This is a genomic window from Ruegeria sp. BF8, from assembly GCF_056538625.1.
Map to the genome: position 1 here is coordinate 440,019 of NZ_JBQFTL010000002.1, position 13,289 is coordinate 453,307.

Sequence of the window (13,289 nt, forward strand, 5' to 3'; positions counted from 1 at the left end):
CACGGTGGCGGAATTTCTTCTTGTTCACGGGTCTTGCCACGGCGCATGGTGCTGGCGCGATCTGATACCGGAACTTGAGAATCTGGGGCATTCGGTCCGTGCGATCGACCTGCCCAGCCATGGATCGGACCCGACCCCAGTATCCGAGGTCACGCTCGAGACATGTCGAGATGCGGTTTTGAATGCCACGACCCCGCAAACGATCCTTGTCGGCCACTCCTGGGGCGGCTACCCGATCAGTGCGGCCGCCGAATTCGCCCCAGACCGGATGCGGGCCCTGATCTATGTCTGCGCCTACGTGCCGGTCCCCGGGCTGTCGATGATAGAAATGCGCCGGCGTGCACCAAGGCAGCTGATTGGCGATGCGGTCGAGAAATCGGCAGACGGACTGTCCTACAGCGTGTTGCCGGACCGGGTGCAATCCCTCTTCTACCACGACTGTCCGGCCGACGTTGTCACCTATGCCCTGGCCCGCCTGTGCCCGCAGGCGATCCGCCCGCAGGACACGCCGTTGGTTCTGAGCGAGCGTTTTGACGGAATTCCCAAGGCCTATATCCTCACCATGGATGACCGGACGATTCCAACTGAATACCAGGAAGAGATGAGCCATTGCGCGCCGCCCGAATTGCGCCTGACGATCGACAGCTCCCATTCTCCATTCTTCTCGCATCCGGCGGATCTGGCCCGCCAATTGGACGCAATCGCTACCCGCGTCTGAGATCCGGCCGGGTCAAAGCTGACGTACCGTCAGTCGAGATTTTCGCCTCGATCACAAAAGACCGGGTTACAACACGACAGGCTGACGACTAAGGTCCTGCAAAATAAGTCATTCGTGCGGTTTCATGCGTCTTCCTTTTCTGTTCGTCCTCGGCACTGTTATGATCGATGCCATGGGCATCGGACTGGTCATGCCGATCATGCCTCAGCTGATCGTCGAGGTTCAGGGCGGCTCTCTGGCATCGGCAGCCATCTGGGGCGGGATCCTCAGCACGGCCTTTGCCGCGATGCAATTCCTGTTCGGTCCGGTGCTGGGCAACCTGTCGGATGCTTACGGACGCCGCGCGGTCTTACTGGTTTCCCTGTTTGTCATGAGCTTGGACTACGTGGTCATGGCCATGGCCGGCAGCATCTGGCTGCTGCTGATCGGCCGCATCGTGGGTGGCATCACCGCGGCCACCCACTCTACCGCAGCGGCCTTTATGGCGGACGTTTCGAAACCTCATGAAAAGGCCGCCAATTTCGGTCTCATCGGAGCAGCTTTTGGTGTGGGTTTCGTCCTCGGCCCTTTGATGGGCGGATTGCTGAGCGAATACGGAACCCGCGCCCCGTTCTGGGCGGCTGCCGGATTGTCATTTGCGAATTTCCTGCTGGGCCTCGCGGTCATGCCTGAGACGGTGACCGACAAGAACCGCCGCGGATTCCGCTGGCACCGCGCGCGTCCTGACAGCGCATTACGTGCCATCGCCGCCCTGCCCGGCATCCGACCGTTGCTATGGGTATACTTTTTGTACTCGGTATCGATCTACGTCTATCCCGCCATCTGGTCATACTTCACGAACGAGCGTTTCGGTTGGTCACCGCAGATGATCGGGTTGTCACTCGCGGTCTACGGATTGGGCATGGCGGCAGTTCAGGGCGGCTTGATCCGCCCCGCTACCCGCCACTTGGGAGAGCGGACCACGATCGTTTGGGGCATGATCTTCGAGATCGTCAGCTTTCTGGCCCTGGGTTTTCTCACAAACGGCACAATTGCGTTGATGCTGATTCCGATCACCGCACTGGGCGCCGTCGTGACGCCGGCCCTTCAGGCACAGATGTCACGTGCAACCCCGGATTCGCAGCAGGGAGAGCTTCAGGGGGTTCTGGCCGCGCTCCACGCGCTGTCGATGGTGATCTCCCCGTTGGTGATGACCACCGTTTTCGCCCAATTCGCGCGCGTTGATGCAGCATTCTACCTTCCAGGGGCCCCGTTCCTGTTGGCATTGCTGCTGATGCTGGCCGGATTCGTCCTGTTTCTGCGCGCACATCCCAGCGAAACGTAACAACGACACGGGAATGACGGTTTCAGCCTTGCGGACCGCAGATTCCCGCGTCACCGTGGCCCAAACCAAACGAGGGATCCATGCAGACCATCAAAGCCGCCGTATGCCGCGCCTTCAACGAACCGCTTGTCATCGAAGACATCCAGATCGCGCCGCCCGGCATGGGCGAGGTCGAAGTCACGTTGGATGCGGTGGCGATCTGCCATTCTGACATCACCTATGCCAGCGGCGCTTGGGGCGGGTTTCTGCCCGCCGTCTACGGGCACGAGGCCGCCGGTGTGATCTCGGCCGTCGGAGAAGCCAGCGGAGGATTCAAGGTTGGCGATGCGGTCGTGGTGACCCTGATCCGCGCCTGCGGGTCCTGCCCGTCCTGCGCCAGCGGCAAGCCGGTGATCTGCGAAACGCCCTATGACACAGTCAAGGGCCCGCTGCGCACCGCGGATGGCGGGCCGCTGGAACAGGCGATGGCCTGTGGCGCCTTTGCCGAAAAGGTCGTGATCAGCCACCGCCAGATCGTCAAGATACCCGACGCGATGCCCAAGGACGTGGCCAGCCTGCTGTCCTGCGGGGTGATCACCGGCGTGGGGGCGGCGGTCAACGCCGCGCAGTTGCGCCCGGGTCAGGATGTCGTGGTCATCGGCGCGGGCGGTGTGGGCCTGAACGCCATCCAGGGCGCGCGGCTGGCCGGGGCCCGGAGGATCGTGGCCGTCGACATGACCGAGGAAAAGCTGGAAATCGCCAAGGAATTCGGCGCCACGCATGGGGTTCTGGCCACGCTGAAAGAACCGTGGAGAGCAGCCTACAAGGCCCTTGGCGGTCGCGGGGCCGATGCGGTTCTGATCACCGTCGGTGCGATCCCCGCCTATGATCAGGCGCCCCGCTATCTGGGTCGCGGTGGCAAGGCGGTGATGATCGGCATGCCGCATTCCGGCGCGCAATCCAGCTATGAGCCGGTCATTCTGGCGGCCCTGGGTCAGGGCATGGTCGGGTCGAAGATGGGCGACGTGGTGATCCAGCGCGATATTCCGTGGATGATCGATCTGTATGAACAGGGACGTCTGAAGCTGGACGAGCTGATCTCGGGTCGCTGGACGCTGGAACAGATCAACGAGGCCATCGAGGACACCAAGACCGGTTCGGCCAAGCGCAACGTGATCGTATTCGACCGGGGCTGACGGCCCCGGACCACCGGCGGGAGGAGACCGGATGAAACTGCAGGATCTCGACATCATCGTGACCGCTCCGCCCGCGCCGGGCTGGGGCGGGCGCTATTGGATTCTGGTGAAAGTCACCACCGATACCGGCATCACGGGCTGGGGCGAGTGTTATGCCTCCTCGGTCGGTCCCGAGGCGATGAAACACGTCATCCGTGACGTCTTCGACCGCCACATGGCCGGCGAAAACCCCGAGAATATCGAGCTTATGTTCCGTCGCGCCTATTCCAGCGGCTTCACCCAGCGCCCCGACCTGACGGTGATGGGCGCCTTCTCGGGGCTGGAAATTGCGTGTTGGGACATTCTGGGCAAGGACCGGAACCGCCCGGTATACGCTCTGATCGGCGGCCGGATGAACGACCGCATCCGTGCCTACACCTATCTGTACCCGCTGCCGGAACACAATCTGACCGATTTCTGGACCTCGCCCGAACAGGCCGGGGAAAGCGCCGCCGAAATGGTCCGGCGCGGCTTCACCGCGGTCAAGTTCGACCCCGCCGGCCCCTACACGATGCGCGGCGGGCATATGCCGGCCATGTCCGACATCTCGATGTCGGTGGCCTTTTGCAAGGCGATCCGTGACGCCGTGGGCGACAAGGCCGACCTGCTGTTCGGCACCCATGGCCAGTTCAACACTGCAGGCGCCATCCGTCTTGGGCAGGCAATCGAGCCCTACTCGCCGCTGTGGTTCGAAGAACCCACCCCCCCGGACATGATCGAGGACATGGCGCGCGTCGCCCGCAGTGTCCGCATCCCCGTGGCCACGGGCGAGCGGATGACGACCAAGGCCGAGTTCGGCGCGGTTTTGCGCGCCGGCGCGGCCGAGATCCTGCAGCCCGCCCTGGGCCGGGCCGGTGGGATCTGGGAGATGAAGAAGGTCGCCGCCATGGCCGAGGTCTTCAACGCGCAGATGGCGCCGCATCTTTATGCCGGGCCGGTGGAATGGGCCGCGAACATCCATCTCGCGGCCTCGATCCCGAACCTGCTGCTGCTCGAGACCATCGAAACGCCGTTTCATGACCGGCTGATCAAGGGCTCGATCCGGGTCGAGAACGGCTTTGTCGAGCCGCCTTCCGCCCCCGGCCTGGGCATCGAGGTCGACGAGGAACTGGCCCGTGCCCACCCCTATTCCGGCGACGGTCTGCACCTGCAGATGCAGGAAGACCCCTGCGACTATGTCAACGGCAATGCGTTTCAGGGCGGGGCCCCGGCAACCGAGGGATGACAATTTCAGACAAGTTGGTGCATACTGCGTCTACCCCTTATTTCCATCCCCAAGGTACCACGTGACTTTCACTGACGCCGAATTGACGACCCCACAATCCGAATTGCCCTCGGAAATGGAGGAAAGCGCCGCGCAAGCTGCGGCATTCCTCAAGACGCTGGCGCATCAGGGCCGCTTGATGATCCTGTGCCATCTCGCGGCTGGAGAACGCTCGGTGGGCGAGCTTGAAGCCTTGCTCAAATTGCGCCAGGCCGCTGTCAGCCAGATGCTGGCGCGTCTGCGAACCGAAGGCCTGGTTTCAACCCGCCGAGAGGGCAAGACGATCTACTATTCGCTGCGCGACGGCAAAGCCAAGCAGGTGATCGAGTTGATGCATTCCCTGTTCTGTAGCCCGCAGGCCTGAACCTGTCAGCGTGATACATAGCCAGCGATCACCTGCAACAGCTTGAACGCGGTCGCAGCATCGTTTTCTACCACGGCCAGGAACTCTTCCTCGCCGATACGCAGGCAGGTCAGATCGGTTTCGGCCACCATGCTGAGTGCACGGGGCTCTTTGCGGATCAGGCCCAGTTCGCCCACCAGGGTGCCGCTGCCGACGCGGGTCACCAGCCGATCCTCCTCGGGCGGCTGCGGCAGGTACAGGCCAGCTTCGCCGTCGATGATCATGTAGGCACCATCGGTCGGCTGGTCATCCTTGAGGAACACGACTTCGCCGGCCTTTGCCTCGTACCAGCGCGCACCAAAAGCCAGCAGTCGAAGCTGGCGACGATCCAGCCCCGAAAACAGCGGTGTCTGTTCCAGGGCACGCAGCTTTCGCGTGAGGTCCGCCGAGGCTGCACTGTCACCTTCAACATCCGACGGAACCTGATCGGACACTACGCGCCCCTGTCGGATCTCGACAAACATGTCGAAAGCGCCGGGGTTCTTGAACTGTTCGTTCAGGTAGATGATCGTGGCGTCCGGAAGCAGCTCACGCAGGTTTCTGAACACAGCCACCTGCGTGTCCATGCCATAGCTCGCCAGCGCGTTTTCCAGTATAAGGATATCCGGCTTCTTGATCGTCGCGCGGGTAAAGGCCAAAGGCTCGGCCAGCGCGGCCGGCAGGTTCTGCCCGCCCAGCGCGACCGGTACATCGTAGATCAGCTCAACCACCAGCGGACGGGCTCCGTTTTCGGTCAGCACGTCTGCGATCACTTTCCGAACCTCGTCCGACCGCGCGCCCCCGATCTGGCTGACCTTGCCGAACAGCGCATTCTCCATAACCGTCAATCCGGGCGCAAAGGTGGCCGGGTCCAGCGGCTCGAACACGTCGTTCAGGCGCTCCATCAACTTGTCGGAATGGCTGTGCCGCAGTTCGAGGATGCGGTTCTTGAGCTCTTCGGAAAAGGCCGGCCCAATCTGTTCGGCCGAGATCACGAAAGGCACGGCCAGCAGGCTGGCCAACTGATCATCGTCCAACCCCGATGCGCCGGTTTCCCGGGTCCTCTCTACCAGGTCGACAGCGGCTTCGTAGGTGGCGGCCTCGAGACCCAGCTTGCGGAACAACGGGTGATCCGTCCCGTCCAGACCAAAGATCTGACGCAGCATTTCGATCACGTCACGTGTCAGGCCGACCAGTGTTTCATCCAGACCCAACTCGCGCAACTGCCCCAGGAAAACGGTCTGCCGGGCCAGCAACTCTTGCGTCACCTGCACGCGTGGCACAGCAAACAGCAGGTTTTCGGCAACGGGCAGCGCAGCGTTGTACGTCATGCGGTCGAAAATCAGGGCTTGCGACTCCAGACCGGCCTTTTTGACGGCGTCCTGCACTAAGGGCCGCAGCTCGATCAGCTTGGCAGCAAGGTCGGGGTGTTTTTCAGGATCGAAACCCAACTCGGCCCCGCGTTGGAACAAGGTGGGCCCGGAGCCCAGTCCGTCGATCAGCTTCAGCCACCAATCGCGCAGCTGCTCGGCCGTTTCGAACCCGGCCAGGGAAGGGTCCAGCCAAGTGGCCCGGAAGGGATCGGGGCTGTTGCCCGCACGCAGCGTTTCAAGGTGGTCCGCGTCCTCCGGTGGAGCGGTCAGAGGCCTGAGCTGCATCGGCATCATCACGTTGCCGCCAACGGTTCCCTGGAACATCACCGGTCGCGATGTGGCATGACCGATCCGGGCCGCCACGACGGCCTGGTGCAGCGAGGACAGGTTAACACCCCCGATTTCGACCCGGCCCGAACTTGGCAGGATCTCCCGGGTCAATAGATCCGCCAGGGCCCGGCGGTCCTCTTCGCTGGGGGCCGCGATCCCTATGGTCTTGCCGGCAGGGAAGGTCAGGTTCAGATCATCCAGAACCTGATTGCCATCCAGATCACGCACCGAGACCTGCTCCAACTCGATCGGGCCATTCAGGTGCGGTCGGCTGTCGGGCTCGCCTTCGAACAGGGTTTCATCCAGCATGCCGCTCGGGGCGAACCGTTCGATGACCACCTCCCAGCGCAGAGACATGTCCTGTGTCTGGTTGTAATAGGTCAGCAGTTCCTTCCAGGGCGAGCTGAGGTCCTTGTAGGCAGCGAGCGCGGCCACGAGAGCACCGAGCGAAACTGACCCCTGCAGAACCAGCAAACCACCGACCAGGTAGAATAGGAACGGAGTCAATTGAGAGATGAAGTTGTTGATGAACTTCATGAAGAATTTTTTCTGGTAGATCTCGAACCGGATGCTGAACAGCCGGGACAGTTGATCTGAAATCAGCGCTCGGCGGTGGCGCCAGCCGCCGTTCTGCCGCAGGGTTGCCGCGCCTGCTGCATTCTCGCCGATCTGAGCCGCCAGTACGCGCACCTCTTGGATCCGGCGCTTGTTCAACAGGTTGATCTGGCGCTGCAATCGCGGGATCAGCCAGGCCTGCAATGGGATCAGCGCGACAGCAGCCAATCCGAACCAGACGCTTTGCAGGAATAGAAAGGACAGGATTGTCAGCATCTGCCCCGCCTGAAGGACAGGCTGGCTGATCGCATCGCCCATCAGCCCGCCCATCGGCTCGCTTTCGGCGGTGATCATCGAGACCAGTTCGCCCTGACTGACGCGCTCGAAATAGGGTTGAGGAAACAACAGTGCGCGATTGATCAACTGGTATCTGAACCGGCGCAGCATTCGTTCGCTGAGAACGCCTTTCATCGTGTTGATGCGCATCTTCATCAAACCATGCGCCAACACCGCCGCCAAAAAGGCGAAGCACAAAATTACCAGAAACGTCGTCTGCGACAGACTGTATCCCCAGACATCCACGATCTCGCTGGAGGCGCCGATTGCGTCGTTGATGATGCGTTTGGGCAATTCAAGCGTCAGGTACAGCAGCGGGAACAAAGTTGCCGTCACGGCCAGCAGAACAAGCTGATCACGCTTGGAATACTTCCAAATAAATCCAAAAATTGAACGTTCTATGGCCCCTGCCCCTACTGGTGACCCGAAACTGTTTTGCAGCGATCCTGCCGCGGTCAAAGCAGCACGACGGTACTGCAATCGCGCTTGGATAGGCAAATGGTTTCCAAGGCGAAAACTATTTCGACTTGTGTGAACTAGTTCATTTGCGATCCTGTCTCATAGCCCTTAGTCTGAAGGTCAGGACGATATCGGGAGGGTAGTTATTGCCTGCTACACTTGGCACTGTGTTGCTTCTGCTGTGTGCACTGCAGATCAAACACATGTTTGCCGATTTCTACCTTCAAACGCCCAAGATGCTGTCTGGGCGGGGGGAGTACCTGCATGTCGGGCGCGCACAGCATGCCGCGGTGCATGTTGTGGGCTCAGTCGTGGTTTTCCTGATATTCGGCGCGCCGCTTTCGTTCATTCTGATCATCGGTGCGCTTGAGTGGATCGTGCATTTCAATATCGATTTCGCCAAAGCCAGCTATTCCGACAAGAAACAATTGCAACCTGATCAGGCCGCCTTTTGGCGGGCCGCCGGTCTGGATCAATGCCTTCACAACCTCACTTACATCGCGATGGCCTGGGCCTGGGTTGAATTCGTCGCGCGCTAGTCAGAACTCGACCGAACGATTGCGTTTGACCGCGCGCAGTACCACATTCGTCTGCGCACTTGCCACGGCCGGCAAACGAAACAGAAACCTCTCCAAAAAGACGTTGTAGGCGGCAAGATCGGGACACTGCACTCGCAGGTGATAGTCTGCTTGACCGGTCGTTGCGAAACATTCCTGAACTTCCTTGCAGGTTTCGATTGCCCGGATGAACTCCACGATCTTGTCGGGATCATGCCGCGTCAGATGCACATGTACGATCGCCTCGAACCCCAACCCCAGCGCGACCGGGTTCACAACTGCGCCGTAGCGTTCAATGATCCCGGCCTCTTCCAATGCGCGCACCCGTCTCCAAAGGGCCGAGGTCGACATACCGACCGCGTCGGCTAGGTCCGCATTCGACACGCGGCTGTCCCTTTGTAGCAGGGTCAGAATCCGGCGATCTCTGTCGTCCAGCTGCATCATTTGGTAAACCTTTTCGTCTTCTTAGCGTTTATCGGCAAATTTTTTCGAAATGATATCAAGCTTGCGGACCCATTGGCACAACATTTCGCAAATACCGAACTACAGTTGTTCAATCTCAAAGCCAATCCAGGTCCAAGCCATGAGCCGCCACGACAGCACTCTTCGCACTTATCAACTCACAGACCGGTACGAACAGACCGAGGGTCGCGTGTTCCTGACCGGCACGCAGGCGCTGGCGCGCATTCTGATGGATCAGGCGCGGCGCGACCGCGATGCCGGGCTGAACACGGGCGGGTTCGTCTCGGGCTATCGCGGCTCGCCCTTGGGCGGGCTGGACCTGGAGCTGTGGCGCGCGCGCGAACGGCTGAAATCCGACCGCATTACGTTTATGCCCGCAGTGAACGAAGATTTGGGCGCAACCGCCGTTCTGGGAGCGCAGCAGGCGACGCTGGACCCGCAGTGCGAATTCGAAGGCATCTTCTCGATGTGGTATGGCAAGGGGCCGGGCGTCGACCGCTCGGGCGATGCGCTGAAGCACGGCAATGCCTATGGCTCGGCGCCTAAGGGCGGCGTGCTGGTCGTGGCCGGCGACGACCATGGCTGCGTCAGCTCCTCGATGCCGCACCAGTCCGACGTGGCCTTCATGGCATGGTTCATGCCCACGCTGAACCCCGCCTCGGTCGAGGAGTATCTGGAATTCGGCGAATACGGCTTTGCACTGTCGCGGTTTTCCGGCACCTGGGTCGGGTTCAAGGCGATCTCGGAAACCGTCGAAAGCGCCCGCTCGGTCGAGCTGCGCCCCGACCGACAGTACATCCTGCCCGAGATCGAGCTGCCCCCCGGCGGGTTGCATGTTCGCGCCGCCGACCTGCCCTCGCCCGAGATCGAGACCCGCATCCAGCACAAGCTGCGCGCGGTCCGCGCCTTTGCCGAGGCCAATCCGATCGACCGGCGCATCTATGACATCGACAACGCCAAGTTCGGCTTTGTCACCACCGGAAAGGCCCATCTTGACCTGATGGAGGCGTTGCGCCTGCTGGGACTGGACGAGGCCGCCTGCCGCCGTCTGGGCATCGACATCTACAAGGTCGGCATGGTCTGGCCACTGGCGCGGCGCAACGCGCTGCGCTTCGTGAAGGGCAAGGCCGAGGTGCTGGTGGTCGAAGAAAAGCGCGGCATCATCGAAAGCCAGTTCAAGGAATATTTCTATGACTGGCCCGGCGACAAGCCGCACAAGATGGTGGGCAAATACGACAGCCACGGCGAGCCGCTGATCCCCTGGACGGGTGAACTCAGCCCGCTGATGCTGGTGCCCATCGTGGCCGACCGCCTGCACCGGTTTTTCCCCGAAGAGGACCTGCCCGCCAAGGCCAAGGCGCTGACGGACCAGCCGCCGCAACTGATCAATGTGCCGGGCGCGACCCGCACGCCCTATTTCTGCTCGGGCTGCCCGCACAACACCTCGACCAAAGTGCCCGACGGCTCGATCGCGGCCAGTGGCATCGGCTGCCACGTCATGGCCTCGTGGATGGATCGCCACACCGTCGGCTATGCCCAGATGGGCGGCGAAGGCGTGCCGCATGTGGTGGCGTCCAAGTTCAACGGCGGCAAGCACATCTTCCAGAACCTCGGCGAGGGCACCTGGTATCACTCGGGCTCGCTGGCGATTCGGCAGGCGGTCGCGGCCGGGACCAACATCACCTACAAGATCCTCTACAATGACGCCGTGGCCATGACCGGTGGCCAGCCGGTGGACGGCCCGGTCAGCGTCGCCGGCATCGCCCAGACCTGCCGCGCCGAGGGCGTGGAACGGATCGCCGTCGTCTCGGACGACATCTCGAAGTTCCACCACGCGGATTTCCCGTCGGAAACCACGTTCCACGACCGCGCCGAACTGGACACCTTGCAACGCGAGTTGCGCGAGATCCCGGGCGTGACCGTTCTGATCTATGAACAGACCTGCGCCACCGAAAAGCGCCGCCGCCGCAAGCGCGGCACGATGGAGGACCCCAAGCGGTTCGTCTGGATCAACGATCTGGTCTGCGAGGGCTGCGGCGACTGCTCGGTCGAGTCCAACTGTTTGAGCGTCGAGCCGCGCGAAACCCCGCTGGGCCGCAAGCGCAAGATCAATTTGAGCTCGTGCAACAAGGATTTCTCGTGCCTCAACGGATTCTGCCCCAGCTTCGTGACCATCGAAGGCGGCGAACGCCGCAAACGCATGGCAAAGCTGGAACTGGCAACACTCGAGGACGGGCTGCCCGACCCTGCCCTGCCCCGCCTGGACAAACCGTTCGAGCTGCTGGTTACCGGCGTGGGCGGCACGGGTGTGGTAACGGTGGGGGCGCTGATCACGATGGCGGCCCATCTCGAGGGGAAAGGCGCCTCGGTCCTGGATTTCACAGGCTTTGCACAGAAATTCGGAACCGTTCTCAGCTATATCCGTTTGGGAGACACTCCAAACGCATTGAACCAGGTCCGCATTGATCAGGGCGCGGCCGATGCGGTGATTGGTTGCGACGTCGTCGTCAGTTCAGCCCCCAAAGCCTCGGCGCATTACCGCAAGGGTACGCGCGTGGTCCTGAACCGGGCGGAAATGCCGACCGGCGATATTGTTCTGCGCCGCGACGCTCAGTTGCAGGTAAATGCCCGTGAACAGGCCATTCAGAACGTGGTCGGGGCGGAAAACCTGTTCGGTTTCGACGCCAACGCGGTGGCGGAAACCCTGCTGGGTGATGCCGTGTTTGCCAATGTGATCATGCTGGGTTTTGCGTGGCAGCACGGTCTTGTGCCGGTATCGCAAGTCGCGCTGGGTCAGGCGATTCTGCTGAACGGCGTCGCTGTCGAGAAGAACCGTCTGGCTTTTGCAATCGGGCGCAACATGGCGGTTCGTCCGGACGTTCTGGCGCTGCCTTCCGACGACGTTGGTTCGGAAGAAACTCTGGATCAGATGATTGCGCGCCGCACCGCCTACCTGACCGAGTATCAAAACGCGAAATACGCGCAGGCCTATGCCGATCGGGTCGCCGCCCTCCGTTCGGCGCTGCCACAGGCTGACGAGACCCTGCTGCGCAGCGTCGCTCGCAACCTGTTCCGCTTGATGTCCTACAAAGATGAGTTCGAAGTCGCGCGGCTGATGACTTCGGACCATTTCGCAAAGGATCTGGCCAACCAGTTCGAGGGCGATTTTGCGGTCCGCTTCCACATGGCTCCGCCCCTGCTGAGCCGCAAAACGGATGCCCGGGGCCGACCGCTGAAAAAGGCGTTCGGACCTTGGATGCAGCCGGTTCTGCGGGGCCTGTCAAAGATGCGGGCACTGCGCGGAACAGCTCTCAATCCGTTTGGCTATCATGCCGAAGCGCGCCTGCACCGCGATCTGCTGAATTGGTACCAGGGGCTGTTGGACCGCCTTGTGGCAGAGTACGGGGATCGGGATACCGAAACGTGGCAAAGCATCCTGTCCTGCGCTGACGAGATCCGCGGTTACGGCCCGGTTCGGATACAAGCGGCCGAGACCGCCAGACGAAAGGTCGATGACTTGTTGCGCGCGCCGCGCGCTCAGGCCGCCTGATCCAGCGCCGAGGCTTTGTAGGCCGCAAGCCAAGCCGCATCCAGCCGGTCGACAACGGCTGGATTGAACCGGTCTTCGACCTCCCAATACCGGCCGGATGGCACCATGTAGCCTGCCTCGTACTCGGCCTGCAGCAGAGCATCGACGTGTTCAGTGCGCGGCCGGGCCTCGGGGATCTTTTCGGTATGAGAGACGGACGGATAGACCAGCCGGCTGGGTCCAACGGACAACCGCACCACGTTGCAATCCTGACGCGCCGCCAGCAGCGCCAGCCGTGCCGATTTCGCCTCGAGCGAACGCAGGGTGACGTCGGCACGCAAGGGATCGGCCGTTCCCTGGCCGTAGAAATGGGTATTGCCCGAGCGCGGATAGATCATGTCGCAGCCAAAGAAGGCAATCACCGATGGTTTGAGAGCGCCCAGCGCCCAGTACCCGGCGGTAAAGGCCATGGTGCCTCCGGCATAGACGAAACCGCCATACGCGTTCTGGATCGGGACATAATCCTGCGCCGTCACGATGCGCTGTGTCGCTGTCAGACAGTCGGGACGGTTCTCGGCCGGAAAATCCTCGGGATGGATCAGGAAATCCCAATCTTCGCGGATGCGCCAGGCGTTGTTGATGACCACGATGTGAGTGAACGGCCCACGCGCCCATTCCCGTGCCGCCAGCGCTGCGGGCGCACTTCCCAAGATCAGAACTTTGGTGTCATTCTCCGCCATCGCGCCCGCCCTTTCTCAGTGTTTCCCGAGAGCTAGCGCATTTGTC

At 61.7% G+C, this 13,289-nt stretch carries 10 protein-coding genes; 7 read left to right on the forward strand and 3 right to left on the reverse strand.

Annotated elements, in window-relative coordinates; translation table 11 throughout:
* Positions 1 to 4: 4 nt before the first annotated feature.
* From ACR0LD_RS09750 to ACR0LD_RS09770, 5 genes are all read left to right on the forward strand, one after another.
* On the forward strand, positions 5 to 718 hold the full coding sequence (locus ACR0LD_RS09750) for an alpha/beta fold hydrolase (RefSeq protein WP_170357068.1): 714 nt from the start codon (positions 5 to 7) through the stop codon (positions 716 to 718).
* Between the two features lie 124 nt (positions 719 to 842).
* Positions 843 to 2,042, forward strand: coding sequence for a TCR/Tet family MFS transporter (locus tag ACR0LD_RS09755; RefSeq protein ID WP_480636663.1), 1,200 nt, complete (start codon positions 843 to 845; stop codon positions 2,040 to 2,042).
* An 80-nt stretch (positions 2,043 to 2,122) separates the two neighbouring features.
* Complete coding sequence (locus tag ACR0LD_RS09760) at positions 2,123 to 3,217, forward strand: Zn-dependent alcohol dehydrogenase (protein ID WP_170365317.1); 1,095 nt, start codon at positions 2,123 to 2,125, stop codon at positions 3,215 to 3,217.
* Positions 3,218 to 3,248: 31 nt separating this feature from the next.
* Positions 3,249 to 4,481 carry a mandelate racemase/muconate lactonizing enzyme family protein gene (locus tag ACR0LD_RS09765; RefSeq protein WP_480636665.1) on the forward strand — a complete coding sequence of 411 codons (1,233 nt, stop codon included), beginning with the start codon at positions 3,249 to 3,251 and terminating at the stop codon, positions 4,479 to 4,481.
* 115 nt (positions 4,482 to 4,596) lie between these two features.
* Positions 4,597 to 4,884, forward strand: coding sequence for an ArsR/SmtB family transcription factor (locus ACR0LD_RS09770; protein WP_170340532.1), 288 nt, complete (start codon positions 4,597 to 4,599; stop codon positions 4,882 to 4,884).
* A gap of 5 nt (positions 4,885 to 4,889) precedes the next feature.
* Here ACR0LD_RS09770 and ACR0LD_RS09775 read toward each other — a convergent pair whose 3' ends face one another.
* The gene (locus tag ACR0LD_RS09775; protein ID WP_170366023.1) at positions 4,890 to 7,886 is read right to left on the reverse strand and encodes a cyclic nucleotide-binding domain-containing protein; all 2,997 of its coding nucleotides are present in this window, start codon (positions 7,884 to 7,886) and stop codon (positions 4,890 to 4,892) included.
* Positions 7,887 to 8,101: 215 nt separating this feature from the next.
* On the opposite strand from ACR0LD_RS09775, the gene ACR0LD_RS09780 reads away from it, so the two are divergent.
* Positions 8,102 to 8,494: a DUF3307 domain-containing protein gene (locus tag ACR0LD_RS09780; RefSeq protein WP_093964572.1), complete on the forward strand. Its 393-nt coding sequence runs from the start codon at positions 8,102 to 8,104 to the stop codon at positions 8,492 to 8,494.
* Here ACR0LD_RS09780 and ACR0LD_RS09785 read toward each other — a convergent pair whose 3' ends face one another.
* Positions 8,495 to 8,956: an Lrp/AsnC family transcriptional regulator gene (locus ACR0LD_RS09785; RefSeq protein ID WP_244952314.1), complete on the reverse strand. Its 462-nt coding sequence runs from the start codon at positions 8,954 to 8,956 to the stop codon at positions 8,495 to 8,497.
* 139 nt (positions 8,957 to 9,095) lie between these two features.
* Here ACR0LD_RS09785 and ACR0LD_RS09790 point away from each other — a divergent pair, with 139 nt between their 5' ends.
* Positions 9,096 to 12,524 (forward strand): indolepyruvate ferredoxin oxidoreductase family protein, encoded by a 3,429-nt coding sequence (locus ACR0LD_RS09790; protein WP_480636667.1) that lies wholly within the window; start codon positions 9,096 to 9,098, stop codon positions 12,522 to 12,524.
* Here the strand turns inward: ACR0LD_RS09790 and ACR0LD_RS09795 are convergent.
* Positions 12,512 to 13,243 (reverse strand): hypothetical protein, encoded by a 732-nt coding sequence (locus tag ACR0LD_RS09795; protein ID WP_480636669.1) that lies wholly within the window; start codon positions 13,241 to 13,243, stop codon positions 12,512 to 12,514. The genes ACR0LD_RS09790 and ACR0LD_RS09795 overlap by 13 nt on opposite strands.
* Positions 13,244 to 13,289 lie beyond the last annotated feature (46 nt).